The sequence below is a fragment of the Caballeronia zhejiangensis genome (assembly GCF_022879815.1).
Classification (GTDB): Bacteria; Pseudomonadota; Gammaproteobacteria; order Burkholderiales; family Burkholderiaceae; genus Caballeronia; species Caballeronia zhejiangensis.
On sequence record NZ_CP084284.1, the window covers coordinates 36,603 to 61,707 of the forward strand.

The window sequence follows — 25,105 nt, forward strand, 5'->3', positions numbered from 1 at the left end:
GGCTTTCCATGACCATCCAATTCAGTTTGCTGGATCACGCGCTGATTCGCTATCGCACCAGCCACGGACAGGAACGGCACGCGACGTTGCCAGAACTATTCGTCGCGTTCAATCATGACGAAGTGTGTGCATTTCCCGCGCTGCGTCCACATCAACGACATCCGTGGCATGCGATTCTTGTGCAACTCGCGGCCATCGCGCTTTACAACGCGAGTCGAAAGACACCGTTCGCAACCGCCGCCGACTGGCGCGCAGCCCTGCTTGCTTTGACGCCGGACGATGGCGACGGCGCAGCGTTCGCGCTCGTGACACCGGACGATCGTCCCGCATTCATGCAGCCGCCGTGCGGACGCGGAACGTCGCTTATGTGGAAGAAGCGAATCGCAACGCCGGATGCGCTCGATATGCTGGTGACATCGAGAAATCACGATCTGAAAGGCCATCGCATGCTTCATGCGGAGGCGGAGGACTGGATCTATGCGCTCGTCAGCTTGCAGACGCAAGAGGGCTTTCTTGGCGCGGGCAACTACGGCATATCGCGAATGAACGGCGGCTTCGCCAGTCGCCCCGCGGTCGGTGTGGTACCGGTCGGGCGATGGGGAAAGCGCTGGACGCGCGATGTGCAGGTACTGCTTCGGAACCGCGAGGCAATCGTCAAGGAACACGCGCTGAAGGAAAACGGCGGCGTCGCACTCGTGTGGCTTCAGCGTTGGGAGGGCGACAGCAGTCTCTCGTTCTCCGAACTCGATCCCTTCTACATCGAAGTTTGCCGGCGCGTCCGATTGCAGGTCCAGCACGATGCGCTCAACGCGATCGCCACGGGCAGCAAGGTCGTGCGTATCGCTGCGAACGAACGTTGCGGCGTGACTGGCGACGCGTGGACGCCGATCAATGTAGTCGAGGGCAAGGCGCTTTCGATCACCCCGCGGGGTTTCGACTACAAGCTCGCGACCAAGCTCGCGTTCTCGACCAAATACAAGCCGACTATCGCGCGAGAGTTATTGGAAGACGACGGGAAAGAAGGGCTGTTCATTCTCGCGCAAGGCATCGCGCGCGGTAAGGGAAAGACCGAGGGACATCACGAACGGCGCATTCCCATCCGGGAGAAGACGCGTGGCTTGCTGCTGCGGCAAGAAAGCAATGTGATCGAAGAAGCGGCGGAAGAGCGCATCCGGGCAATCGATGACGTCCGCAAGACGCTTTGGGGCGCCTTGTGCCTGCTCTTGGGCAACGGCGACCAGAACGTCAGCGATGACACGAAGAACAAAGCCAACCATTTCGCGAGAGCGTTCGAGCAGGGCGAAGACCGCCGTTTCTTCGACGATCTCAGCAACGAGATCGAAGCCGCCGATGGAGAAGCGGAGCACGACCAATGGCTCCTCGCGCTCGTCGATCGTGCCGCGGCGGTGCTGGAGCAGGCATTCGTCGCGGGCCCGCGCAGCGCGGAACGTGTCTATCGCGCGCGCGGTGCGGCGCTCTCGCGTTTTCATCTCGGGTTGCGGTTCGGAAAGGCGCCGCCGCGAATCGCTCGCGTGTTGAAGCAGCGCGATGAAGCACGCAGAGCGACGCAACCCGAATCGTTCGAGGAGGTTTTAGATGAATCAAATTGACGGCATTGCGCGAGAAGGATCGCGTGTCTTCGGCTACCAGGCGCAAGCGCTCGCCCGTTTCATCGATGCGGGCAAACAAGGCGAAGGCGCCTTGAAAGCGGACTACGTCGCGCTCAAGCGTCTCAATCCGGACGCCGATGCGCTGACCGTGCAGCAGATCGCGGCGCTCACGCGCGCATTGCATCGTGCGAAGGTGGACTGCCAGCAAATGAGCGTCGAGCGCTGGAAGCGGTGGGCCGTGATTGTGAACGGCATCGCGCTGACGGGCCACCACGTCCCGGAGAATGGCGAGGAAAAGGTGAACGCGCGATTCGGCGTTCAATTGCGGCGCGCGCATGTGTCCGATGCTCGCGTGACGAGGCTATTCAACGCGCGCGGCGACGCATTCTTCCCGCTCTTGCAGCGCGTTCTTCGCTTGATGGAAAGCAGGAAGGTCAAGCCGAACTGGGCTGATCTTGGCACGTTCGTCCTCAATGAGAGCGCGGAGGATTCCAGGGGAAAACGCCGCGCGGAAGCGTTGCGCATCAGGTTCGTTCATGACCACGCGAGCGCCAAAGCTTGACGGTCAAACAAGCCACGACCGCCAATCGCCCGATCACGCCCACTCAATCAGCAACAGAAGGACGAACATGACTCAGCCGCGCTTCATTCAGATTCACACGCTGCAAAGCTACTCTGCCGCGCTTCTCAACCGTGATGATGCAGGACTCGCCAAACGTCTCCCGGTGGGCGATGCCATCCGCACGCGCATTTCGTCGCAGTGTCTCAAACGTCACTGGCGCATGGCGGACGATCATCATTCGCTCGCGCGGCTCGGCGTACCGATGGCGATTCGCTCGCGCATCACGCTAACGATGATTCGCGACGAGCTGATCAAGTTGAACGTCCCTGAGAATCTCGCTCAGACCGCAGCCGAAACGTTGCGTGACGCGGGCCTGCTTGATAAGGGCGGCAAGAAACTCAAAGGAAAGGATGCGCTGGAAACCGGTCAGGCTGTATTGCTTGGTAAGGCGGAAATCGACTATCTGGTGCAGCGTTGCACGTCGCTGACGCAGGAATGTCCGGACGAAAAGGCTTTGACGTCAGCGGTCGAGCGTTTCTTGAAGGACGAGAAGTCGAATATCGAAGCGCTCAAGCACGGCAGCGGTCTGGAAGCGTCGCTCTTCGGCCGCATGGTCACATCGGATGTGCTTGCATCGCGGGATGCGGCCGTGTACGTCGCGCACGCGTTCACTGTCCACGAAGCACAGGTCGAGAACGACTATTTCACCGTCGTCGACGATCTGCTGCGCGAGACCGGCGAACGCGGCTCCGCGGGCATCTTCGACACGGAACTTGCGTCGGGTCTTTACTACGGCTATGTGGTCGTGGATGTGCCGCAGCTCGTCGCGAATCTCGAAGGCATCGGCATTGCCGAGTGCTTCGACGCGCATCCCGAGCGGCGTGAACTCGCGGGACGGGTCGTCGACAGCCTGTTGCATCTGATCGCGACCGTCAGTCCAGGCGCGAAGCGCGGATCGACCGCGCCGTTCGGTCACGCGAGCCTGATGCTTGTCGAAACGGGCGATTGGCAGCCGCGCAGTCTCGCGGGCGCGTTCGAAACGGCCTTGAAGCTGAAGGGCGGAAACATCCGCGAGCAAGCGATCAGGCAACTCGCGCGGGAAATCGAAAAGCACGATGCGGCGTATGGCGCACCGCTGGATCGGCGGTATCTCGCGCTCGACGACGAAACGCCGGTGCCGAAGGCCCAACGTCTGTCGCTCGTCGAACTTGGCAAGTGGGTACAGAATCGCATCGTCGAAGGAGCTTGAGATGCCGCGACATCTGCTGATGCGCTTGCGCGCTCCACTCGTGTCGTTCGGTGGCGAAACGATCGACAGTCACGGCGTGATCCGTGACTTCCCGGCTTTGTCGATGGTGACGGGGCTGATCGCCAATGCGCTCGGCTACGATCGCAGCGACTTCCCTTCGCACGACCGCTTGCAGGCGCGCCTGGTGATGGGCACGCGGCTCGACGCCAGCGGCGCGCGGCTTGTCGATTTTCAGACGGCGCAGCTCGGCAAACGCGACGAGGCATGGACGACGCGCGGCGCGCCCGAGACGCGTCGGGGCGACGAGGATTCGTACAAGAGCCCACACTTGCGCCATCGCGAGTATCACGCGGGACTCGATGCGCTCGTCGCCATCCGGCTCGAACCCGCGGACGAGCAACCGGCGCTCGATGACATTGCTGATGCGCTCGATCGACCGAAGCGTCCGCTTTTCATCGGCCGAAAGCCTTGTCTGCCGACGACGCGCGTGTTCGTCGACATGATCGACGCCGATGATCTGCTCGACGCGCTCAAACGTGCGCCCGCGTCCGAACTGTGCGATTTCCGCTTTCAACTGCCCGAAGGCCAAGGCGCATTTCAACACTCCCAATCGCTCGACGTCTGCGACGAACGCAACTGGAAAACCGGCGTGCACGGTGGATGGCGGCGCGTGCTCGAAGGCAGCGAGCCGCAAGTGATTGCCTCGGAAAGCCAAATGAATTCGTCGGAACGAGCCGCATGACAACGTTCAATCTGATGCACTGTCAGCCCGATCCGCGCAAGTTCGTGTTGTGGGCTTCACGGCAAGGCGGGCTGCCGGCGGGCGGCGATTTCGGCTACGCATTGCATGCGGCGCTCCATCGCGTGTTCGGCGAACGCGTGCCGAAGCCCTTTTACTATCGCGATGCACGCGCTGGTCTGCTTGCCTATACGCAAAGTTCAGCCGAAGAACTGCGCGAGGCCGTTGCGTTGTGCGCGGCGCCCGATCTGGCGGATGCGCTCGGCCTCGACGCAGGGCCGAGAAGTCCCGGTCTCGGCGTGCGCTCGTTTCCGCTGCGATGGGACGGGGGCCGCGCGCTGGGTTTCGAAGTCCGCGTGCGGCCGATGCGTCGTTTCAAGAAGGACGACCGAAAGCACGGGACCGAGCGCGATGCGTATCGCGAGCCCGAAGCGCGGAGGGAGGACGAAAAAGATCTGACACGCGAGGCTGTCTATGTGCGATGGCTCGCCGAGCAATTCGGGGCGACCGGAGCCGCGAAACTGATCGAAGCGCGCATGACGCGTTTTCAACTCACGCCCGTGATGCGGCTGACCCAAGCGACAAGCCAACCACCCGCCGGACGACGCCAGCCGCGCACGAGCATCGGTCCGGATGCTACGTTCAGCGGTCATCTGCGCGTCGAGGACACGGAGGCGTTCGCGCGATTGCTGATGCGCGGCGTCGGGCGTCATCGCGCGTTCGGGTTCGGGATGTTGCTGCTCAAGCCGGCGTCGGTTTCGGTGTGAGTCGCGCGAGAAGGCCGTGCTGAAGGGCCGGCTCGGACTCGATACATCGCGCGTTCCGCACGCGGATCGACATGGTCTTTTGTGGCTCGAACGCGGCGAGCTGAACGTGATCGACGGATGTCTGCACTTCACGAGCGGACAGCACGTTGATCAGATTCCGCATCAGTCGGTGTCGATGATTCTGCTCGGTCCCGGCAGCAGCGTGACGCACGATGCGCTGCGTCTGCTCGCGCGTCACGGTACGTTGCTCGCGGCGGTTGGCGTCGATGGCGTGCGTACTTACACCGCGCCGCCTTTGATGCCGGACCGTTCGAGCGTCGCGCGGCGGCAGGCGGAGTTGTGGGGCAATTCCCGACGGCGTCTGAGCGTCGCGCGGCATATGTACGCGTTGCGTTTGGGCGAGGTGCTGCCGCATCGCGATCTCGATACGCTGCGCGGCATCGAGGGCGCGCGGGTCAAGACCATCTATCGGCTGCGGGCGCAGCAGTTTGGCATCGAGTGGGACGGACGTCGTTACGACCGCGCGAATCCCGAGGCCGCCGATCTGCCCAATCAGGCGATCAATCATGCGGCGACGGCGGTGCAGGCGGCGGCTGCCATCGCCGTGCAGGCGCTTGCGGCGATACCGCAGCTCGGGTTCATTCACCAGGATTCGGGGCAAGCGTTCGTGCTCGATATCGCCGATCTTTTTCGAGATGACATCACGCTTTCGATCGCATTCGCCGCTGCTAAAGAGGCCGGACGGAGCGATCAGACCATCGACCGACTCGTGCGGCGCGAGGCGGCGCGCGTCTTTCGGAAGAAGGCTGTCATTCCCGCGATGATCGATCGCGTGAAGCAGGTGCTGCGTCTGGATGAGACGCTGGAGGACAACGATGGCGCTGGTCGTGGTGGTGACGTCTGACGTCGCGGACCGGTTTCGCGGGTTTCTGGCGTCGGTGATGCTGGAGGTGTCGGCGGGTGTCTATGTGGCGCCGCGCATGAACAAGGGCGTTCGCGAGAGAACGTGGTCGGTGCTTGCCGAGTGGCATGGACATGAGCCGCGCGGTAGCGTCGTGATGGTTTGGCGGGATTTGGATGCGGCCGGCGGCATCGGGATCGCGCATCTTGGTGAGCCGCCGCGCGAGCTTGTCGATGTTGATGGGATGTATGTCGTGCGGCGGATGTTGGCGGGGTAGGGGCGTTTTGTTCTTTGAAAATTGGGGAGGTGAGACTGGATCGGTTTGGGGGATTCCTCTTTGGGATCATGGTGTTACGAGGCAGAGGTTCCTCCGCGCGCGCGGAGATAGACCCAAAGGGAGCGACGCCGCTCGCCCATTCCCAAAGGTTCCTCCGCGCGCGCGGAGATAGACCCCAGAGGCGCGACCCAATCAAGTGCAGCGGGTCGGTTCCTCCGCGCGCGCGGAGATAGACCCCTGTGCCGGGTGAAGGTCCGGTCTCTGTTCCCGGTTCCTCCGCGCGCGCGGAGATAGACCTCAACAGGGCTGCGTCAGGAAGCTGTTTCGGAGGGTTCCTCCGCGCGCGCGGAGATAGACCCTATGAAGCGATTATTGAAGGCTTTATCGAAATGGTTCCTCCGCGCGCGCGGAGATAGACCTCTGGTTGCACTTGCGCGTCATCACGACTTGGCGGTTCCTCCGCGCGCGCGGAGATAGACCTTGCCGTATTCATACATCGGTTCAGGCCGCGCAGGTTCCTCCGCGCGCGCGGAGATAGACCGCCAGGTAAGGCTGCCGACGGTGCAACCCAGAAGGTTCATCCGCGCGCGCGGAGATAGACCCTTTCCCGGCAAGACGACGCCGGCCGCAGTCGCGGTTCCTCCGCCCGCGCGGAGATAGACCGCGCAGGGAAGCCGATCCGGATCTCTTCGAAGCGGTTCCTCCGCTCACGCGCAGATAGCCCGTCGCCGACTCCCGGCTGCTGCACGATCAGATCGTTTCCTCCGCCCAAGCGGAGCTCCCCCTCAAACCCCCACCAACCCCCCCACCACCTCCCGCGCCCGTTTCCCCCGCGCCACAAAATAAGCCGTCTCCGCCCGCCCCAACGCAGCAACGCCTCTAATCCGATCCGCAATCTTCTCCGCCAACATGATCGTCGGCGCATTGAGATTCCCGGTCGTGATCTGCGGCATGATCGACGCATCCACGACGCGCAATCCTTCCATCCCATGCACGCGTCCTTCGCCGTCGACGACAGCCATATCGTCATAACCCATCTTGCACGAGCACGAAGGGTGAAAAGCCGTCTCCGCCTTCGCCCTCACGAACGCATCGAGTTCCGCATCGCTTTGCAGATCATCCGACGGATGCAACTCCCGCCCGCGATATCGCGCGAGCGCGGGCTGCCGCATGATCTCGCGCGTAATCCGAATGGCATCGCGAAACTCGCGCCAGTCGAGCGGATCGGCCATGTAGTTGAAAAGAATGCTCGGATGCGCGTTCGGATCGCGCGACTTGAGCTTCACGCGCCCCCGACTCGGCGAGCGCATCGATCCGACATGCGCCTGGAACCCATGCATCTTTATCGGATTCGAGCCGTTGTAATTGATCGCGACCGGAAGAAAGTGGTACTGGATGTTCGGCCAAAGATCCTCGTCGCGCGTGCGGATGAAGCCGCCCGCTTCGAACTGATTGCTCGCGCCGATGCCCGTCCCGTTCAGCATCCATTCGAGCCCGATCGCCGGCTGATTCCACCACTGCAACGCCGGATATAAGGACACCGGCTCCTTGCATTCGTACTGCATGTACATCTCGAGATGATCCTGCAAGTTCTCACCGACGCCCGGCAGATCATGCACGACAGGAATCTCCAACTCCTTCAGCCAGTCAGACCGTCCGACGCCCGAGCGCTGCAACAACTGAGGCGATGCAATCGCGCCGCTGCACACGAGCACTTCGCGCCGCACATGCGCCGTCACGCGCTGCCCGCCATGCAGATAAGCAACGCCGATAGCCCGCTTACCCGAGAACAACACGCGATCCGTGATCGCATGCGTCACGATGGTCAACCCGGCACGATGCTTCGCGCGATCCAGATACCCGCGCGCCGTGCTCGCACGACGTCCCTTCGCGGTCACGGTGCGATCCATCGGACCGAAGCCTTCCTGCTGATAACCGTTGAGATCCTCGGTACGCGGATAACCCGCCTGCACGCCCGCCTCGACCATCGCGGCGAAAAGCGGATTGTTGCCGGGCTTGCTCGTCGTCACATGCACGGGACCATCGCCGCCGTGATACGCATTCGGTCCGATATCGCGCGTCTCCGCTTTGCGGAAGTACGGCAGACAGTCGAGATAACTCCAGTTCTCGAGACCGGGCATCGACGCCCAGTTGTCGTAATCGAGCGCATTGCCGCGGATATAACACATGCCGTTGATCAGCGACGATCCGCCCAGCCCCTTGCCGCGCCCGCACTCCATCCGACGGTTGTTCATATGCGGCTCGGGCTCGGTTTCATACGCCCAGTTGTATCGCCGCCCTTGCAGCGGATAAGCCAGCGCCGCAGGCATCTGCGTGCGAAAGTCGAAGCGATAATCCGGCCCGCCCGCTTCGAGCAGCAGCACCGTCACGTCTTCGTCTTCCGTGAGACGCGACGCGAGCACGTTGCCCGCCGATCCCGCACCGACGATGATGTAATCGTATTCGTTCGCGCTCATCGCACATGCTCCTTAAAACACAGGCTGATAGGGACCGAGCTCGACCTGCACGGACTTTATGCGCGTAAAGGCGCTCAGCGTGACGATGCCGTTTTCGCGCCCGACGCCCGATTGCTTGTATCCGCCGACGGGCATTTCCGCCGGCGACTCTCCCCACGTATTGATCCAGCAGATGCCCGCTTCGAGCCGATGAATCACGCGATGCGCGCGCGACAGGTTCTCCGTCACGACGCCCGCCGCGAGGCCGTAGTCGGTATCGTTGGCGCGCGCGATGACTTCGTCTTCGTCATCGAACGCGAGGATGCTCATCACAGGCCCGAAAATTTCTTCGCGCACGATGCGCATGTCGTCGCGGCAATCAGCGAACACGGTCGGCTCGACGTACTGGCCGCGCGCGAATGCGCCGTCGGTCATGCGCCCACCGCCCGCGACGAGCCGCGCGCCTTCGCGCTTGCCGCTCTCGATATACGTCAGCACCTTCTGCAACTGCGCGCCGCTCGCCAGCGGCCCGAAATTCGTCCGCGGATCATCGGGCGCGCCGATGCGAATGCGCTCCACGCGCTCCATCACGAGCGCTTCGAACTTGCCGATGACACCGCGTTCGACGAACACGCGCGTGCCGTTCGTGCATACCTGTCCGGAACTGAAGAAGTTCGCGCTCGTTGCGATATCGGCGGCGCGTTCGAGGTTGGCGTCGTCGAATACGATGAGCGGCGACTTGCCGCCGAGTTCCATCGTCACTTCCTTCAGCGTCGATCCGCCCGCGCGCGCCATCACTTTCTTGCCGGTTTCGACGCCGCCCGTGAACGATATCTTCTCGATGCCCGCATGTTCCGCGAGCATCGCGCCTACGCGTCCGTCGCCATGCACGACATTGAAGACGCCCGCGGGCACGCCCGCTTCCGTATAGATTTCCGCGAGCTTCGACGCAGTCAGCGGCGTGATTTCGCTCGGCTTGAAGATCATCGCGTTGCCCGCCGCGAGCGCGGGCGCGGATTTCCAGCACGCGATCTGAATCGGATAATTCCACGCGCCGATGCCCGCGCACACGCCGATCGGTTCGCGCCGCGTATAAACGAACGACGATTCGCGCAGCGGAATCTGCTCACCTTCGATGGCCGTCGCGAGCCCCGCGTAATACTCGATGACATCCGCGCCCGTGACGATATCGACGGCGCGCGTCTCCGCGATCGGCTTGCCGGTATCGCGTGTTTCGATCGCGGCGAGTTCGTCGTTGCGCGCGCGCAGCAGATCGACCGCGCGGCGCAGGATGCGCGAGCGCTGCATCGCGGTCATCGCGGCCCATTCGCGCTGGCCTTCGCGCGCCGATTTCACCGCGCGATCGATATCCGCCTGCGACGCCCGCTGCACGCGCGCGAGCGTTTCGCCGGTCGCGGGATCGAGCGTGTCGAAGGTTTCGCCGCTTGTCGCATCGACGTATTCGCCGCCGATATAAAGCCGTTGCTCTCCGAATGCGGACATGTCGCGCTCCTTTCCTTGAATGTGATTAATCAGCCGTGCGCTTCCAGCACGAGGTCGATGTATTCGTAAGCGAGCCGCAGCGCGCCCTTCGTGTCGAACGGCTCGCCGGCCAGCGCGCCGCGCAGCCACAGGCCGTCGATCAGCGCGGCGAGGCCGCTTGCGGCGCGGCGCGCGGCGGGCTTCGTCAAGGCACGCGCGAAATCCGCGCACAGGTTCGAATGCAGACGCCGCGTGTTCACGCGCTGCAGCCGGCGCAATTCCGGCTTGTGCATGCTTTCCGACCAGAACGCGAGCCAGGTTTTCATGACGGGCCCGTTCACCTGTTCCACATCGAAATTCGCCGCGACGACCGCGCGCAGTTTCGATCGCGGATCGGGCTTCGCGGCTTTGCGGCGGCGCGACGTGCCTTGCCATAGCGAGCGCAGCACATGGCGCATCGTGGCTTCGAGCAGACCGTCCTTGTCGCCGAAGTAATGGCTGACGATGCCCGTCGACGTGCTCGCGCGCTGCGCGACCGAAGCGAGCGTCGCGCCGGAAAGTCCCGATTGGTCGATGGTATGCAACGTGGCGTCGATGAGTTGCGCGCGGCGGATATCGCGCATTCCGAGCTTGGGCATGGTCTTTTCGTGACTGACGATGTGCGCAGATACTATTTTTTTTATTTTGAACGGTCAATCAATAAAAACCGGGTCGAAAGGTTTTCTGCGCGCGATGTCGGTTTCAGTCAAACGTGCGTCGCATTGAGTGCGAGTCGCGGCGTCGCGAGAGCGCTACCCTCGTTGCACGGGCGCGGTCATCGGTCGGATGGTTCGCGCATGCCGTCCACGAAACAAGGAGACGATCAATGAGCAGCAATCGCGGCGTCGTGTATCTGGGGCAGGGCAAGGTCGAAGTGCAATCCATCGACTATCCGAAGATGGTCGATCCACGCGGGCGGGACATCGGCCACGGCGTCATTCTGAGGGTCGTCAGCACGAACATTTGCGGCTCGGATCAGCACATGGTGCGCGGCCGCACGACTGCGGAAGTCGGCCTCGTGCTCGGCCATGAGATTACGGGCGAAGTGATCGAAGTGGGGCGCGATGTCGAGACGCTTGCCATCGGCGATCTGGTTTCGGTGCCATTCAACGTCGCGTGCGGCCGTTGTCCGACGTGCAAGGCGCAGCATACGGGCGTGTGCCTGAACGTGAATCCGTCGCGTGCGGGCGGCGCGTATGGCTATGTCGACATGGGCGGCTGGATCGGCGGTCAGGCGGAATACGTGATGGTGCCGTACGCGGACTTCAATCTGCTGAAGTTTCCCGACAAAGCGCAGGCGATGTCCAAGATCCGCGATCTGACTTGTCTCTCCGACATTCTTCCGACGGGTTACCACGGCGCGGTGATGGCGGGCGTGGGGCCGGGCTCGACTGTGTATATCGCGGGCGCGGGGCCGGTCGGGATGGCGGCGGCTGCGTCGGCGCGCTTGCTGGGCGCGGCTTGCACGATCGTCGGCGACATGAACGAGGAGCGTCTTGCGCATGCGCGCGCGATGGGCTTCGAGACGATCAACCTGTCGAAGGATGCGACGCTCGGCGAGCAGATCGAGCAGATTCTCGGCAAGCCGGAAGTGGATTGCGCGGTCGATTGCGTCGGTTTCGAAGCGCACGGTCACGGCAGCGATGCCGGTCACGAAGCGCCCGCGACGGTGCTCAATTCGCTGATGGAGATTACGAAGGCGGCGGGCGCGATCGGGATTCCGGGTCTTTACGTGACTGACGATCCCGGTGCGGTCGATGCTGCGGCGAGGAAGGGGAGTTTGAGCATTCGCTTCGGGCTGGGCTGGGCGAAGTCGCATTCGTTCCATACGGGGCAGACGCCGGTCATGAAGTACAACCGCAATCTGATGCAGGCAATTTTGTGGGATCGGTTACCGATTGCCGATATCGTCAATGTGACGGTGGTTTCGCTCGATGAAGCGCCGGATGGGTATCGGAAGTTTGATGGCGGAGCGCCGAGGAAGTTTGTTATCGATCCGCATGGGTTGTTGAAGGCGGCTTGAGCCTTTGTTTTTGCCCCCGGCGGGTTGGGGGCCTTCGGTTTTCTTGTTGTTGCCGGATCCCGTGATCGCGTCGGTCTATTAGCACGGCCCCCGTGCGGGGCGGCACCTACTTTCTTTGCCGCTGCCAAGCTGGGTTTGGCGTTTCGTTTCGTTTCTTTTCGCCGGATCCCGTTTTCGTGGCGGTCTATTAGCGTTGCCCCTGTGCGGGGCGGCACTCACTTTCTTTGCTGCTGCAAAGAAAGTAAGCAAAGAAAGCAGCTCGTCACGGCCCGCGGTCACACGCAATTTGGGTAGTCCTCTCGTCACAGGCGGCACTCGCCTAAAGGGTGCCCTCAAACACCTAATCGGGCTTGGCTCGCGCACGGTCCGCCGCCCGAAAACGCTGAGGACACTGGTTCAGCACGAAAGAGCTTCGGCACAGCGCTACGCGCTGCCGCCCGGTATGCAAGGGAAACCAACGTGCGGCAAGTGCAGCGAGATTGAGACGTTAGTAGCGAAGCACGCGCGGACCCGCTTGACCGGTCGGCCGCGAAGCGGGCTGGAGCTATTTGGTGCTGAACCAGTTTGTTGTGTGGTGCGATGTGGCAGACCGTGCGCGATCCAAGCCCGGTTGGGCCTATGAGGGCACTCTTTAGGCAGCCCACGATGGACGAGAGGACTACCCAAATTGCGTGTGACCGCGGGCGTATCGGAAGCTGCTTTCTTTGCTTACTTTCTTTGCAGCAGCAAAGAAAGTGAGTGCCGCCCCGCACAGGGGCAGTGCTAATAGACCGACACGAATACGGGATCCGGCGAAACCAAGCCAAGCCAACCGACCCGGGCTCCGGCGAAACCGGCATCCGGCAAAACCCGAACCAAGCGAAAACCACAAGGCAAAAAGCAAGAAAACCGCGTCATACTAGGACGCATGAAGGCCGATTACCCCCGAACCGCGCTTTCCTTCCGCCTGGCGGCCCCCTCCGATGCTGCGGAAATCGCGCGCATCCACGTGAAGGCCTGGCAGGCCGCCTATCGTTCCATCTTCCCCGCCGAATACCTCAATTCGCTTTCCATTCCGAAACGCCGTGCCCTCTGGTCCGAGCTGATCGCGCGCGGCATGCCCCGCATAATGCTCGCCGAACGCGACGACATCATGCTCGGATGGATCGCATGGGGCCCGTCACGCGATAACGACAAAGGCAGAACGGATGCCGAAATCGAAGCCATCTATATCGACCCGGCACACTGGCGCCAGGGCGCGGGAAGAATGCTGATCGATGAAGCGATCAACGCCGCGGCAAGCGAAGGCTATCGGGAAATGACGCTCTGGGCGCTCGAAGAAAACGTGCACGGCCTGCGCTTCTACAAGGCGCTCGGCTTTGCACTGGACGGCGTGTTCCGCACCGAAAGACTCGGCGGATGCGAAGTCTGCGAAACGCGCCTTCACATGGCGATCTGAACGCTCAGGCCACCATCGCGGGAACGGCAGCCAGCGGCGGCACCTGCTTGCGCCGCTCGCGCGTCGGCGCCGTGCCGAACGCATCGCGATAGCTCTTCGAGAAATGACACGCCGACTGAAAACCGCACGCCATCGTGATGTGCATGATCGACATGTCGGTCTGCAGCAGCAATTCACGCGCGCGCCGCAAGCGCAACGTCAGATAGTAATGCGTCGGCGTCATGCCGAGATGTTCGCGGAATAGCCGCTGAAGTTGCCGTTGCGACATGCCCGCGAGCCGCGCCAGTTCCTCGCGCGACAACGGCTCTTCGATGTTGTTCTCCATCAGCGAGATGACTTCGAAAAGCGACTTGTTCGCGGACCCCAGACGCGCGACGAGCGGCATCCGCTGCTGCGCGCTCGTATCGCGCACATGCTCGACGATGAACTGCTCCGCGATCTGCGTCACCCGCGCGGTGCCGACGCGTGCCGCGATCAAGTTCAGCATCATGTCGAGCGGCGCGACGCCGCCCGTACACGTCACGCGATCGCGATCGACCACGAACAGCTCTTTGAGAAAGCGCGTGTCGGGAAACTCTTCTTTAAGCGCCGACATGTTTTCCCAGTGAATCGCGCACGCATAGCCGGCGAGCAAGCCCGCGCGCGCCAATGCATACGTGCCGGTGCAAAGCGAGCCGAGCACGCTGCCCGTGCGCGCGAAACGGCGCAAGGCAGAAAGATGCGCGGGCGTAGTCGCACGCTGCACGTCGATGCCGCCGACCACGAACACGATGTCGGGCTGCCCCACGCATTCCACCGGACCGGTATCGACGGAAAGCCCGTTGCTCGCCGTCACCGGCCCGCCCTCCGGACTCACGATCGACCAGCGATACAACGGCTGCCCCGTCAAGTAGTTCGCCATGCGCAGGACTTCGATCGCATTGGTGAACGCGATCATCGTGAAGTTGGGAAGCGGCATGAACGCGAAGTGTGACAGCGACGCCGTGCGATCGGAGGACATGTGAGAACTGATTCCTTGGAATCTATTGAGTGGCGCCGTCATGCGCGGCGCTTACCACGCTTGCAATTTTGGTTGCGAGTGCAACTACCATGCCATCAGGCTAAACCCTGATCGATGAAGGGCATCGCGCATGCTCCGCTGCGCGCTCGCACTGACGCGGGGCCAGGCGCCGCAAGACATGCACTGCAGCAGCGCACGATCGTTCCGATGCAGTGCAACAGCCCACACAAAAAATTCGCTACACCGAAAAGGAATTCGCCACTTGTCGAAAACAGACGCGCATGTCGGAAAAGGTAAAGAACACGTCTGAATTCGTAAATTGACCGGCAGGGCGAAAGTCAAGAATAGACGCAACGACGAAAGCGACGTCGAACGACCCCCACCTCTCAGGCGACACGGAGCACACCACGATGAGCACCCTCCACAACGACAGCATCATCATCGACGGACTGAACATCTCGAAGTTCGAGCGCTCCGTGTTCGAAGACATGAGAAAGGGCGGCGTCACCGCCGTGAACTGCACCGTGTCGGTGTGGGAAGACTTCCAGAAGACCATCGACAACATCGCGGAAATGAAGCAGCAGATCCGCGAATACAGCGAAATTCTCACGCTCGTCCGCACGACCGACGACATCCTGCGCGCAAAGAAGGAAAACAAGACCGGCATCATCTTCGGCTTCCAGAACTCGTATGCGTTCGAGGACAACCTCGGCTATATCGAAGTGTTCAAGGAGCTGGGCGTGAACGTGGTCCAGCTTTGCTACAACACACAGAACCTCGTCGGCACGGGTTGCTATGAACCGGACGGCGGTCTGTCGGGTTATGGCAAGGAAGTGATTCACGAGATGAATCGCGTCGGCATCATGGTCGATCTCTCGCACGTCGGCGCAAAGACGTCTTCCGATGCGATCGCCTGCTCGAAGAAGCCCGTCACGTACTCGCACTGCTGTCCGTCGGGACTCAAGGATCATCCGCGCAACAAGAGCGACGATCAACTGCGCGAGATCGTCGATGCGGGCGGCTTCGTCGGCGTGACGATGTTCTCGCCGTTCCTCAAGAAAGGCCCGGATGCAACGGTCGATGACTATCTCGAAGCGATCGAATACACCATCGATGTCATCGGCGAAGACAACGTCGGTATCGGCACGGACTTCACGCAAGGCTATAGCACCGAATTCTTCGACTGGATCACGCACGACAAGGGCCGTTATCGCCGCCTGACGAACTTCGGCAAGGTCGTGAATCCGGAAGGCATTCGCACGATCGGCGAATTCCCGAACCTCACCGCTGCAATGGAAAAGGCCGGCTGGAGCGAATCGCGCATCAAGAAAGTGATGGGCGAAAACTGGATGCGCTTCTTCGGCGAAGTCTGGAACGTCTGACCGTCAACGACAAATAAACAGGAACCCCGCGATGCAACCGCAACTGCCTATCGATGTCGATCCGCAAACCGGCGTCTGGACCACCGACGCGCTGCCGATGCTCTACGTGCCGCGCCACTTCTTCACGAACAATCACGTCGCCGTCGAAGAAGCGCTCGGCCGCGATACGTATGCCGAGATTCTCTACAAGGCCGGCTACAAGTCCGCGTATCACTGGTGCGACAAGGAAGCCGAGAAGCACGGCATCAGCGGCATGGCGTGCTTCGAGCATTACCTGAAGCGCCTGTCGCAACGTGGATGGGGACTCTTCACGATCGTCGAAGCCGATCCTGCGACATCGCATGCGCGCATTCATCTGCATAACTCGTCGTTCGTGCTCGCGCAGCCCGGCAAAGAGGGCAAGCTCTGCTACATGTTCGCGGGATGGTTCGCGGGCGCGATGGACTGGGTCAACGACACGGCTCCCGACAGTGCGAAGAAAGGTCCGCGCTCGAAGTCGATCGAAACCCAATGCGCGGCGGAAGGCCATTCGCATTGCGTATTTGAAGTGTCGCCGCTGTAAGCAAAGCTCAACTCCGAGGTCGATCGCGATGCGTTACCCGAACCTTTTCAAGCCTCTTCAGCTCAACAAGCTCACGTTGCGCAACCGCATCGTCAGCACCGCGCACGCGGAGGTCTATGCCGAACCGGGCGGTCTGCCCGGCGACCGCTATATCCGCTATTACGAGGAGAAAGCGAAGGGCGGCGTCGGCCTCGCCGTGTGCGGCGGTTCGAGCCCGGTGTCGATCGACAGTCCGCAAGGCTGGTGGAAGTCGGTGAACCTCGCGACCGACAAGGTCATCGATCCGCTCTCGCGTCTCGCCGAAGCCATGCATCGTCATGGCGCGTTCATCATGATTCAGGCGACGCACATGGGCCGCCGCTCCGCATGGCACGGCGAGCACTGGCCGCATCTGATGTCGCCGTCGGGCGTGCGCGAGCCGGTGCATCGCGGCAACGCGAAGATCATCGAAGTGGAAGAGATCAAGCGCATCATCCAGGACTTCGCGGCGGCCGCGAAGCGCGTGAAGGATGCAGGCATGGACGGCATCGAGATCTCGGCGGCGCATCAGCATTTGATCGATCAGTTCTGGAGCCCGCGCACCAACTTCCGTACCGATGAATGGGGCGGTTCGTTGGAGAATCGTCTGCGCTTCGGGATGGAAGTGCTGAAGGCCGTGCGTGAAGAGGTGGGCGCGGATTTTTGCGTCGGCCTGCGCATGTGCGGCGACGAATTTCATGAAGACGGTCTCTCGCACGAGAACCTCAAGGAGATCGCGCAGGCGATGTCCGAAAGCGGCCTCATCGATTATGTCGGCGTGATCGGTTCGGGCGCGGATACGCACAACACGCTCGCCAACTGCATGCCGCCGATGGCGCTGCCGCCCGAGCCGTTCGTGCATCTCGCCGCGGGCATCAAGTCGGTCGTGAAGCTGCCGATCATGCATGCGCAAAGCATTCGCGATGCGGGACAGGCCGAGCGTCTGCTTGCAAACGGCATGGTCGATCTCGTCGGCATGACGCGCGCGCAGATCGCCGATCCGCATATGGTCATCAAGATTCGCGATGGCCGCGAAGACGAAATCAAGCAGTGCGTCGGCGCGAACTATTGCATCGATCGCCAGTACAACGGTCTCGACGTTTTGTGCGTGCAGAACGCCGCGACGTCGCGCGAACAGACGATGCCGCACGTCATCGAAAAGACGCGCGGGCCGAAGCGCAAGGTTGTCGTGGTCGGCGCGGGGCCTGCCGGTCTCGAAGCGGCGCGCGTCGCGCGTTCGCGTGGTCATGATGTCGTGCTGTTCGAGAAGAACGATTATGTCGGCGGTCAGATCATGCTCGCCGCGAAAGCGCCGCAGCGCGAGCAAATGGCCGGCATCGTGCGCTGGTTCGACATGGAAACGAAGCGCCTCGGCGTCGATCGCCGTCTCGGTGTCGCCGCCGACGAGAAGATGATCATGGCCGAAAAGCCGGACATCGTCGTGCTCGCGACGGGCGGTTCGTCGTTCACCGATCAGGTCCCTGCGTGGGGCGTCGAAGAAGGTCTCGCCGTGAGTTCGTGGGACATTCTTTCGGGCAAGGTCGAGCCGGGCAAGAACGTGCTCGTCTACGACGGCGTATCGACTCATGCGGGCGCGGGCGTAGCGGACTTCATCGCGTCGCGCGGGAATAACGTCGAGATCGTCACGCCCGATGTCAAAGTCGCCGACGACACCGGCGGCACCACGTTCCCGATCTTCTATCGCCGTCTCTATGCGCAAGGCGTCATTCATACGCCTAACTACTGGCTCGACAAGGTCTACGAGGAAAACGGCAAGAAGATCGCCGTGATCCGCAACGAGTACACGGAAGAGCAGGAAGAGCGCGCGGTGGATCAGGTCGTGATCGAGAACGGCATCACGCCGAACGACGCGCTCTACTGGAAGCTCAAGCCCGAGTCGCTCAATCGCGGACAGATCGACGTGCACACGCTGTTCGCATCGCTACCGCAGCCGTCGTTGAGCGAAGAGCTCGGGAACGGACGCTTCCTGTTGTTCCGCGTCGGCGACTGCATCTCGATGCACAACATCCACAGCGCGATCTACGATTCGCTGCGCCTCTGCAAAGACTTCTGACGAGGTATTCGACGATGAACCCCGTGTTTGTCATCACCGCGCTGTTGTGGCTTTCGATGGCGGGCCTCGCGTTCGCCTTGCTCAAGCGCGCAGCGTACTGGCGCGAAGGCCGCGCGACGACGGCCGGCGCCTATGGATGGGCGAATCTGCTGACCATTCCGAAGCGCTATTTCGTCGATCTGCATCATGTCGTGGCGCGCGATCCGTATATCGCGAAGACGCACGTCGCGACCGCGGGTGGCGCGATCCTCGCGATGGCGCTCGTCTTCGTCAACTACGGTCTCGCGATCTATTCGGTGTGGCTCGATCGCGCGATCTTCCTCGCGGCGATCATCATGTTCGTCGGTGCGATGTTCGTGTACAAGCGGCGTCGCGCGAAGGACGTGCCCGCGCGTCTGTCGCATGGACCGTGGGACAGCCTGCCGTTGCTGCTCGGTTCGTTCGCGCTCGGTCTCGCGTTGTTCATGCTGCTGCCTGCATCGTGGATGTCCGGCGCGCTCGCGATCATCGTCGCGTTGCTGATCGCGGCGGGCGCGTACACGATGACCTTCGGCGCGGCGCAAGGCGGCCCGATGAAGCACGCGATGGCGGGTCTGCTGCATCTCGCCTTTCATCCGCGTCAGGAGCGTTTTCACGCGAAGGACGAGAACGAACGCGAAGTCGTGCCGCCGACGGCGCTCAAGAAGCCCGTGCTCGATGCGAAGGAATATGGCGTCGGCAAGCCGGTCGAGTTTCGCTGGAATCAGTTGTTGAGCTTCGATGCCTGCGTGCAGTGCGGCAAGTGCGAGGCCGCGTGTCCCGCGTTCGCATCGGGTCAGCCGTTGAATCCGAAGAAGCTGATTCAGGATCTGGTCGTCGGCATGGTCGGCGGATCGGACTCGCAATACGCGGGTAGCCCGACACCCGGCATTCCCGTCGGCAGGCATTCCGGCGGTCCGACCAAGCCGCTCATCTCGCAGATGATCGAAGCGGACACGATCTGGTCGTGTACGACGTGCCGCGCGTGCGTGCAGGAGTGCCCGATGCTGATCGAGCACGTCGATGCGATCGTCGACATGCGCCGCAATCAAACGCTCGTCGAAGGCGATGTGCCCGGCAAAGGCCCGATCACGCTCGCGAACCTGCGCGAGACCGGCAGTCAGAACGGTTTCGATATCGGCGCGCGCTACGACTGGTCGGTGGATTTGCAAGTGCAGGTCGCGCAGCCGGGACGCCCTGTCGATGTTCTGCTGATCGCCGGCGAAGGCGCATTCGACATGCGCTATCAGCGCACGCTGCGCGCGCTCGCAAAAGTGATGAACAAGGCGGGCGTCGATTACGCGGTGCTCGGCGGCGTCGAAACGGATACGGGCGACACGGCGCGGCGTCTCGGCGACGAAGCCACGTTCCAGCAATGCGCATCGAAGCTGATGAACACGCTGTCGCAATACCAGTTCCGTCGCATCGTCACGGCGGATCCGCATGTGCTGCATAGCTTGCGCAACGAATATCGCGCGCTTGGCGGCTACTACGAAGTGCAGCATCACACGGCGTTCATGGCGGAGCTCGTCGCGAGCGGCAAGCTCACGCCGAAGGCCGCCGCCGTGCTCGCGGACAAGAAAATCACGTACCACGATCCGTGCTATCTCGGCCGCTACAACGGCGAGACGGAGGCGCCGCGCAAGTTGCTGAAGACCATTGGCATCAAGGTCGTCGAGATGGAGCGTCATGGCATGCGCGCGCGTTGCTGCGGCGGTGGCGGCGGTGCGCCGCTGACGGATATCCCCGGCAAGCAGCGCATTCCCGATATCCGCATCGCGGATGCGAAGTCGGTCGGCGCGGAAGTCGTCGCGGTCGGTTGCCCGCAATGCACCGCGATGCTGGAAGGCGTGGTCGGTCCTCGTCCCGAAGTGCTCGACGTGGCGGAACTCGTCGCTGCGGCCTTGGAGTGAAGCGATGAACAACGACATCAAACGAATCGATCCGCGCCGTCCCTTCGTCATCACGGCCGATGGACTGAAGCGCATCACGCTCGGCGAAATCGGCAATGGCGTCGTGCTGAACTTCACGCACGGCGGCCACAAGGAAGCGACGAAGCCGCGCCGCACGACGAAGCCCGCGACGCGTTCGCTGCTCGTCGCGGCGCACACGGATCGCGGCGCGCTCGACGATCACGCGCGCCAGGCGCTCGCGGCGGCCGCCTTGCTCGCGGACGATCAGACCGAAGTCGTGCTGATCGCGTTCGGCGAGTTCAAGGACGATGCCGCCGTGCTCGGCGCGGATCGCTACGTCGCGCTGCCGGAGTTCGATCGCCGCAACTACGCGCCCGACGAAGAAGTGCGCGCGTTGACCGCCTGCGTCGCTGCGTTCCGACCGGCGCATATCTTCATGCCCGACAACGCAACCGGCGACGGCGATCTCGGCCGCCGCTACGCCGCACGCGCCGATGCGTCCATCGCGACGCAGGTCGTCGAAATCGATGCAGCGCATGTCGCGTCGTATGCACAGGCGGGTCGCGCGCTTGCATCGCGTGCATTGCCCGACATGGTTTTGCTTGCAGCTCATGCCGTCGATGCGAAGCTGCCCTTCGTCGGCGCGGGCGAGGCGATGAATCCGCAAGGCATCGTGCCGGCGGCGAAAGCGAGCGCTTACGTCGATCTCGGCATCGAAGAGATGGACGCGGCGCAGGTCGCGCTGGAGGAAGCGGACTTCATCGTGTCGGCGGGCAACGGCGTGTCGGACATCGCCGCGTTCGAAGCGCTCGCGGGCACGCTGGGCGCGGCGATCGGCGCGAGCCGCGTCGCCGTCGACGATGGCAAGTTCACGCGCGACAAGCAGATCGGCGCGACCGGCAAGACCGTCGAGGCGAGCGTGTATATCGCGTTCGGCATTTCGGGCGCGGTTCAGCACTTGCAGGGCATCAAGGATTGCCGCCACGTCATCGCCGTGAATCTCGACGCCAGCGCGCCGATCGCGAAGCGCGCGAATCTGACGATCGTCGCGGACACGCAGGAAACGATCAAGGCACTGACCGATGCCGCCGCCGCCGCACGCGCCGCGCGTGCCGGCGGCGGATCGATCGCGCAGACCGCGCACATCGCCGAAGGAGTCGCTGCATGAAGATCGCCGTTCTCGTCTCCACCGGACGTCATCCCGTCAGCGGCGCGGCGCGCTACAGCCGCAACGACGCCGCCGCGCTGACCATCGCCATCGGCATCGCGAAGACGCACGGCGCGCAACTCGACGTGTTGCACGCGGGCGATCCGGCTAATCCGGCGTTGCAGGAATATCTCGCGCTCGGCGCGTCGAAAGTCGAAGTGCTCAACACGCAAGGCGATGCGTGTGCGGCCCTCGCGCAAAGGCTTGCGGGCTACGAGCTCGTGTTCACCGGCACGCGCGCCGAAGGCGCTTACGACAGCGGCACGCTGCCGTACAAGCTCGCGGATGCGCTGAACGTTCCGCTCGTCGGCGCGGCCGTCGATGTCAGCGTGACGAAGGAAGGCGTCGAAGTGCGCCAGTTCATGCCGAAGGGCTTGCGCCGACGCGTGCGCGCGCCGCTGCCCGCGCTCGTCGCCGTGCATCCATTGGCCAACGCCGCGCCGCGCTACGCCTATGCGCGCATGCGCGAAGGCCACGTCGCGCCGGTCGCCGCGAGCGCGCCCGTCGACAAGGAAAGCACGGCGTGGCGCATCGGCCCGGTGACGGCCAAGCCCAAGAAACTCGCCGCGCCGGAAAAGCGCTCGGGCCACGCGCGCATGCTCGGCGCGACGACGACCGAAAGCCGCGGCGGAAGCGTCGTAATTGAAGGGAGTTCCGTCGAAAAAGCACAAGTGATTCTGGCGTATTTGCGCGAGCATCAACTCGTCGATTACTGATTTCTCGACCCACATCGACCCACATACAGGTGCACACGATGAAAGTTTCGGCAGACGTTCGCGCAATGATCGAACGCCGCAAAAAGGGCCACACGCTCGAGGCGCCGTTCTACACGAGCGAAGAGATTCACGCGCTCGACCTCGATGCCATCTTCCGCAAGACCTGGATTCAGGTCGCCGTCGAGCCGGACATTCCAGAGCCGGGCGATTACACGACGATCGAGATCGGCAACGATTCGATCCTGATCGTGCGCGACGACGATATGGAAATACGCGCCTTCTACAACGTGTGCCGGCATCGCGGCGCGCGCCTGTGCAATCAGGAGAAGGGCTCGCTCGGCAATATCGTGTGCCCGTATCACAGCTGGACCTACAACCTCTCCGGCGATCTGATGTTCGCCGAGCACATGGGCGAACAGTTCGACCGCTGCAAGCACAGCCTGAAGAAGGTGCATGTGCAGAATCTCGCGGGCCTCATCTTCGTCTGTCTCGCCGATGAACCGCCCGCCGATTTCGCCGTGATGCGCGAAGCGATGGAGCCGTATCTCGCGCCGCACGGTCTGAAGGATTGCAAGATCGCGGCGAGCATCGATATCGTCGAGAAGGGCAACTGGAAGCTCACGATGGAGAACAATCGCGAGTGCTATCACTGCGTCGCGAATCATCCAGAGCTGACCATTTCGCTTTACGAATACGGCTTCGGCTATCAGCGCTCGCCCGCGAACGAAGAAGGCATGGCGGCGTTCGAGAAGACCGTCGAAGAGCGCACGAAGCAATGGGAAGCGATGTGCCTGCCGTCCGCGGAAATCGAACGCCTCGCCGATCTCGTGACGGGCTTTCGCACGCAACGTTTGCCGCTCGATCGCGATGGCGAATCGCAGACGCTCGATGCGAAAGTCGCATCGAAGAAACTGCTCGGCGGCTTCGAGCGCGCGGACCTGGGCGGCTTGTCGTTCTGGACGCAGCCGAACTCGTGGCATCACTTCATGAGCGATCACATCGTGACGTTCTGCGTGATTCCGCTTGCATCGGGGGAAACGCTCGTCCGCACGAAGTGGCTCGTGCACAAGGACGCGCGCGAAGGCATCGATTACGACGTCGACAATCTCACCGCCGTGTGGCGCGCGACGAACGATCAGGACCGCACGCTCGTCGAGTATTCGCAACTCGGCGTCGCGAGCAACGCCTACGAACCGGGTCCGTACTCGCCATTCACGGAAGGTCTCGTCGAGAAGTTTTGCGAGTGGTACATCGGACGTCTTGCCGATTACGCCGATACGCCCGAGCACGGCGTCGATGCGTCGCTCGGTGAGAAAGTCGTTTCCTTCATGCGCTGACAGCCTCGTAGCAGGAGTAGAACATGATGCGCGATCAGGCTACTTTCGAGCCGACCGACAGCCGCGTGACCCAGCCGAAGTTCTGGGGGACGCTGCCCGTGCGCTGGAATTGCGACACGGACGAGACGCTCGTCTGCTGTCACGTCCGGCAGGAGACGCACGACGTCAAGAGCTTTTTCTTCAAGGCGCCGGGTGAGCGCACGTTCGTCTTCGAGCCGGGGCAGTTCATCACGCTGGAGCTCGAGATCAACGGCGAGCAGATCAATCGCTGCTATACGATCTCGTCCGCGCCGACGCGCCCGCACACGATCTCCATCACGGTGAAGCGCGTGCCGGGGGGACCGGTGTCGAACTGGCTGCACGATAACCTCGTCGCGGGATCGACGGTGCGCGTGCTCGGGCCATCGGGCGAATTCACGTGCGCGCGTCATCCGGCGCGCAAGTATTTGTTCTTGTCGGCGGGTTCGGGCATTACGCCGCTCATGTCGATGAGCCGCGCGCATCACGAACTCGGCGACGATGCCGACATCGTGTTCGTGCATAGCGCGCGCACGCCGGATGACATCATCTTTGCGCGCGAGCTCGATCTCATCGCGTCGAATCACAAGAACTTCCGCACGGCGTTCGTGTGCGAGGGGGTCGGCACGCGCACGAACTGGCCGGGCGTGACGGGCTTTCTCACGCTGCCGCTCCTGAAGCTGATCGCGCCGGACTTTCTCGAGCGCGAAGTCTTCACGTGCGGCCCGGCGCCGTATATGAAGGCGGTGCGCGATCTGCTCGATGCAGGTGGTTTCGATCGCAAGCATTATCACGAGGAGAGCTTCTCGTTCGGCGTCGTCGAGGAAGTCGCGGCTGAACTGACGACGGCGCATGTCGCCGAGGCCCTTGCGACGCAGACGGATTTCGTCGAAGCGCGCGAGGAGGCGGGCGGCTTTGCGCCTGCGCCGACAGAGCCCGTCGAGATCATCGAAGCGCCTGTTGAAGCCGCGCCCGTCGTCGATACGAAGTTCAAGGTGAGCTTCGCGAAGAGCCGGCGCGACATCGAATGCGGCAGCAACGAACATGTGCTCGATGCGGCGAAGAAGGCGGGCGTGCGCTTGCCATCGTCGTGTACGCAGGGCATGTGCGGGACGTGCAAGGTCAAGCTCGTGTCGGGCGAAGTGAGCATGAAGCATGCGGGCGGCATACGTCAGCGCGAGATCGATCAGGGCATGGTGCTGCTGTGCTGCAGCAAGCCTATGAGCGATCTCGTCGTCGACAAGTAAGCCCTGAGGGGCGCGTCGTTTCTTGACAACTGAGTGTCGGAAAAGTGCGCTACGCGTCAATTCTGGCTGG

Annotated in this window: 21 protein-coding genes and 1 CRISPR repeat array; of the genes, 17 read left to right on the forward strand and 4 right to left on the reverse strand. The window is 62.6% G+C overall.

Going from position 1 to position 25,105, the window contains the following annotated elements; all coding sequences use genetic code 11:
* Nucleotides 1-8 precede the first annotated feature (8 nt).
* The 7 genes from LDZ23_RS14725 to cas2e all read left to right on the forward strand — a co-directional run bounded on the left by LDZ23_RS14725 (nucleotide 9) and on the right by cas2e (nucleotide 6,105).
* Nucleotides 9-1,610, forward strand: a complete 1,602-nt coding sequence (locus LDZ23_RS14725; protein ID WP_008354168.1) for a CRISPR-associated protein Cse1 — start codon at nucleotides 9-11, stop codon at nucleotides 1,608-1,610.
* Nucleotides 1,597-2,172, forward strand: coding sequence for a type I-E CRISPR-associated protein Cse2/CasB (gene casB / locus LDZ23_RS14730; protein ID WP_008354167.1), 576 nt, complete (start codon nucleotides 1,597-1,599; stop codon nucleotides 2,170-2,172). Before LDZ23_RS14725 ends, casB begins: the two co-directional genes overlap by 14 nt.
* A gap of 67 nt (nucleotides 2,173-2,239) precedes the next feature.
* Nucleotides 2,240-3,421 (forward strand): type I-E CRISPR-associated protein Cas7/Cse4/CasC, encoded by a 1,182-nt coding sequence (gene cas7e / locus LDZ23_RS14735; RefSeq protein ID WP_008354166.1) that lies wholly within the window; start codon nucleotides 2,240-2,242, stop codon nucleotides 3,419-3,421.
* A gap of 1 nt (nucleotide 3,422) precedes the next feature.
* On the forward strand, nucleotides 3,423-4,163 hold the full coding sequence (gene cas5e / locus LDZ23_RS14740; RefSeq protein ID WP_008354165.1) for a type I-E CRISPR-associated protein Cas5/CasD: 741 nt from the start codon (nucleotides 3,423-3,425) through the stop codon (nucleotides 4,161-4,163).
* On the forward strand, nucleotides 4,160-4,927 hold the full coding sequence (gene cas6e, locus LDZ23_RS14745) for a type I-E CRISPR-associated protein Cas6/Cse3/CasE (protein WP_008354164.1): 768 nt from the start codon (nucleotides 4,160-4,162) through the stop codon (nucleotides 4,925-4,927). The genes cas5e and cas6e overlap by 4 nt, the downstream gene beginning before the upstream one ends.
* Nucleotides 4,928-4,943: 16 nt before the next feature.
* On the forward strand, nucleotides 4,944-5,831 hold the full coding sequence (gene cas1e, locus LDZ23_RS14750) for a type I-E CRISPR-associated endonuclease Cas1e (RefSeq protein ID WP_008354163.1): 888 nt from the start codon (nucleotides 4,944-4,946) through the stop codon (nucleotides 5,829-5,831).
* On the forward strand, nucleotides 5,803-6,105 hold the full coding sequence (cas2e, locus tag LDZ23_RS14755) for a type I-E CRISPR-associated endoribonuclease Cas2e (protein ID WP_008354162.1): 303 nt from the start codon (nucleotides 5,803-5,805) through the stop codon (nucleotides 6,103-6,105). The genes cas1e and cas2e overlap by 29 nt, the downstream gene beginning before the upstream one ends.
* Nucleotides 6,106-6,191: 86 nt before the next feature.
* Nucleotides 6,192-6,829: direct repeats of the CRISPR family, unit length 28 nt; unit sequence GGTTCCTCCGCGCGCGCGGAGATAGACC.
* A 61-nt stretch (nucleotides 6,830-6,890) separates the two neighbouring features.
* On the opposite strand, the gene betA is transcribed toward cas2e, so the two are convergent.
* Genes betA through betI form a run of 3 tightly spaced genes read right to left on the reverse strand, consistent with a single transcriptional unit; the run spans nucleotide 6,891 to nucleotide 10,681 of the window.
* A complete protein-coding gene (gene betA, locus LDZ23_RS14760; protein WP_008354160.1) occupies nucleotides 6,891-8,582 on the reverse strand; it encodes a choline dehydrogenase in 1,692 nt (563 codons plus the stop codon).
* A 12-nt stretch (nucleotides 8,583-8,594) separates the two neighbouring features.
* A complete protein-coding gene (gene betB, locus LDZ23_RS14765) occupies nucleotides 8,595-10,064 on the reverse strand; it encodes a betaine-aldehyde dehydrogenase (RefSeq protein WP_244808177.1) in 1,470 nt (489 codons plus the stop codon).
* A 29-nt stretch (nucleotides 10,065-10,093) separates the two neighbouring features.
* Nucleotides 10,094-10,681, reverse strand: coding sequence for a transcriptional regulator BetI (betI, locus tag LDZ23_RS14770; RefSeq protein ID WP_008354158.1), 588 nt, complete (start codon nucleotides 10,679-10,681; stop codon nucleotides 10,094-10,096).
* Between the two features lie 227 nt (nucleotides 10,682-10,908).
* Here betI and fdhA point away from each other — a divergent pair, with 227 nt between their 5' ends.
* Both fdhA and LDZ23_RS14780 read left to right on the forward strand, forming a co-directional pair.
* A complete protein-coding gene (fdhA, locus tag LDZ23_RS14775; RefSeq protein ID WP_008354157.1) occupies nucleotides 10,909-12,105 on the forward strand; it encodes a formaldehyde dehydrogenase, glutathione-independent in 1,197 nt (398 codons plus the stop codon).
* 907 nt (nucleotides 12,106-13,012) lie between these two features.
* Nucleotides 13,013-13,543 carry a GNAT family N-acetyltransferase gene (locus LDZ23_RS14780; RefSeq protein WP_244808178.1) on the forward strand — a complete coding sequence of 177 codons (531 nt, stop codon included), beginning with the start codon at nucleotides 13,013-13,015 and terminating at the stop codon, nucleotides 13,541-13,543.
* Nucleotides 13,544-13,547: 4 nt separating this feature from the next.
* Here LDZ23_RS14780 and LDZ23_RS14785 read toward each other — a convergent pair whose 3' ends face one another.
* The gene (locus LDZ23_RS14785) at nucleotides 13,548-14,543 is read right to left on the reverse strand and encodes a GlxA family transcriptional regulator (protein WP_008354155.1); all 996 of its coding nucleotides are present in this window, start codon (nucleotides 14,541-14,543) and stop codon (nucleotides 13,548-13,550) included.
* Nucleotides 14,544-14,953: 410 nt separating this feature from the next.
* Between LDZ23_RS14785 and LDZ23_RS14790 the strand changes: the two genes are divergently transcribed.
* The 8 genes from LDZ23_RS14790 to LDZ23_RS14825 are packed head-to-tail and all read left to right on the forward strand — an operon-like array spanning nucleotide 14,954 to nucleotide 25,035.
* Nucleotides 14,954-15,925 carry a dipeptidase gene (locus tag LDZ23_RS14790; protein WP_008354153.1) on the forward strand — a complete coding sequence of 324 codons (972 nt, stop codon included), beginning with the start codon at nucleotides 14,954-14,956 and terminating at the stop codon, nucleotides 15,923-15,925.
* 31 nt (nucleotides 15,926-15,956) lie between these two features.
* On the forward strand, nucleotides 15,957-16,487 hold the full coding sequence (locus LDZ23_RS14795; protein ID WP_008354152.1) for a DUF5943 domain-containing protein: 531 nt from the start codon (nucleotides 15,957-15,959) through the stop codon (nucleotides 16,485-16,487).
* Nucleotides 16,488-16,515: 28 nt separating this feature from the next.
* Nucleotides 16,516-18,579, forward strand: a complete 2,064-nt coding sequence (locus LDZ23_RS14800) for an NADH:flavin oxidoreductase (RefSeq protein WP_008354151.1) — start codon at nucleotides 16,516-16,518, stop codon at nucleotides 18,577-18,579.
* A 14-nt stretch (nucleotides 18,580-18,593) separates the two neighbouring features.
* Nucleotides 18,594-20,510, forward strand: a complete 1,917-nt coding sequence (locus LDZ23_RS14805) for a (Fe-S)-binding protein (RefSeq protein WP_008354150.1) — start codon at nucleotides 18,594-18,596, stop codon at nucleotides 20,508-20,510.
* A 4-nt stretch (nucleotides 20,511-20,514) separates the two neighbouring features.
* Nucleotides 20,515-21,678 carry an electron transfer flavoprotein subunit alpha/FixB family protein gene (locus LDZ23_RS14810; protein WP_008354149.1) on the forward strand — a complete coding sequence of 388 codons (1,164 nt, stop codon included), beginning with the start codon at nucleotides 20,515-20,517 and terminating at the stop codon, nucleotides 21,676-21,678.
* Nucleotides 21,675-22,433 (forward strand): adenine nucleotide alpha hydrolase family protein, encoded by a 759-nt coding sequence (locus LDZ23_RS14815; protein ID WP_008354148.1) that lies wholly within the window; start codon nucleotides 21,675-21,677, stop codon nucleotides 22,431-22,433. Before LDZ23_RS14810 ends, LDZ23_RS14815 begins: the two co-directional genes overlap by 4 nt.
* A 38-nt stretch (nucleotides 22,434-22,471) precedes the next feature.
* Nucleotides 22,472-23,770, forward strand: a complete 1,299-nt coding sequence (locus LDZ23_RS14820; protein WP_008354146.1) for an aromatic ring-hydroxylating oxygenase subunit alpha — start codon at nucleotides 22,472-22,474, stop codon at nucleotides 23,768-23,770.
* Nucleotides 23,771-23,793: 23 nt separating this feature from the next.
* Nucleotides 23,794-25,035 (forward strand): FAD-binding oxidoreductase, encoded by a 1,242-nt coding sequence (locus LDZ23_RS14825; RefSeq protein ID WP_425306900.1) that lies wholly within the window; start codon nucleotides 23,794-23,796, stop codon nucleotides 25,033-25,035.
* The last annotated feature ends 70 nt before the right edge of the window (nucleotides 25,036-25,105 follow it).

Excerpts from the sequence above, each read along its gene's own strand:
- LDZ23_RS14725 (WP_008354168.1), top strand. The coding sequence starts at position 9 with ATGACCATCCAATTCAGTTTGCTGGATCACGCGCTGATTCGCTATCGC.
- casB (WP_008354167.1), top strand. The coding sequence starts at position 1,597 with ATGAATCAAATTGACGGCATTGCGCGAGAAGGATCGCGTGTCTTCGGC.
- cas7e (WP_008354166.1), top strand. The coding sequence starts at position 2,240 with ATGACTCAGCCGCGCTTCATTCAGATTCACACGCTGCAAAGCTACTCT.
- cas5e (WP_008354165.1), top strand. The coding sequence starts at position 3,423 with ATGCCGCGACATCTGCTGATGCGCTTGCGCGCTCCACTCGTGTCGTTC.
- cas6e (WP_008354164.1), top strand. The coding sequence starts at position 4,160 with ATGACAACGTTCAATCTGATGCACTGTCAGCCCGATCCGCGCAAGTTC.
- cas2e (WP_008354162.1), top strand. The coding sequence starts at position 5,803 with ATGGCGCTGGTCGTGGTGGTGACGTCTGACGTCGCGGACCGGTTTCGC.
- betA (WP_008354160.1), bottom strand. The coding sequence starts at position 8,582 with ATGAGCGCGAACGAATACGATTACATCATCGTCGGTGCGGGATCGGCG.
- betB (WP_244808177.1), bottom strand. The coding sequence starts at position 10,064 with ATGTCCGCATTCGGAGAGCAACGGCTTTATATCGGCGGCGAATACGTC.
- betI (WP_008354158.1), bottom strand. The coding sequence starts at position 10,681 with ATGCCCAAGCTCGGAATGCGCGATATCCGCCGCGCGCAACTCATCGAC.
- fdhA (WP_008354157.1), top strand. The coding sequence starts at position 10,909 with ATGAGCAGCAATCGCGGCGTCGTGTATCTGGGGCAGGGCAAGGTCGAA.
- LDZ23_RS14780 (WP_244808178.1), top strand. The coding sequence starts at position 13,013 with ATGAAGGCCGATTACCCCCGAACCGCGCTTTCCTTCCGCCTGGCGGCC.
- LDZ23_RS14785 (WP_008354155.1), bottom strand. The coding sequence starts at position 14,543 with ATGTCCTCCGATCGCACGGCGTCGCTGTCACACTTCGCGTTCATGCCG.
- LDZ23_RS14790 (WP_008354153.1), top strand. The coding sequence starts at position 14,954 with ATGAGCACCCTCCACAACGACAGCATCATCATCGACGGACTGAACATC.
- LDZ23_RS14795 (WP_008354152.1), top strand. The coding sequence starts at position 15,957 with ATGCAACCGCAACTGCCTATCGATGTCGATCCGCAAACCGGCGTCTGG.
- LDZ23_RS14800 (WP_008354151.1), top strand. The coding sequence starts at position 16,516 with ATGCGTTACCCGAACCTTTTCAAGCCTCTTCAGCTCAACAAGCTCACG.
- LDZ23_RS14805 (WP_008354150.1), top strand. The coding sequence starts at position 18,594 with ATGAACCCCGTGTTTGTCATCACCGCGCTGTTGTGGCTTTCGATGGCG.
- LDZ23_RS14810 (WP_008354149.1), top strand. The coding sequence starts at position 20,515 with ATGAACAACGACATCAAACGAATCGATCCGCGCCGTCCCTTCGTCATC.
- LDZ23_RS14815 (WP_008354148.1), top strand. The coding sequence starts at position 21,675 with ATGAAGATCGCCGTTCTCGTCTCCACCGGACGTCATCCCGTCAGCGGC.
- LDZ23_RS14820 (WP_008354146.1), top strand. The coding sequence starts at position 22,472 with ATGAAAGTTTCGGCAGACGTTCGCGCAATGATCGAACGCCGCAAAAAG.
- LDZ23_RS14825 (WP_425306900.1), top strand. The coding sequence starts at position 23,794 with ATGATGCGCGATCAGGCTACTTTCGAGCCGACCGACAGCCGCGTGACC.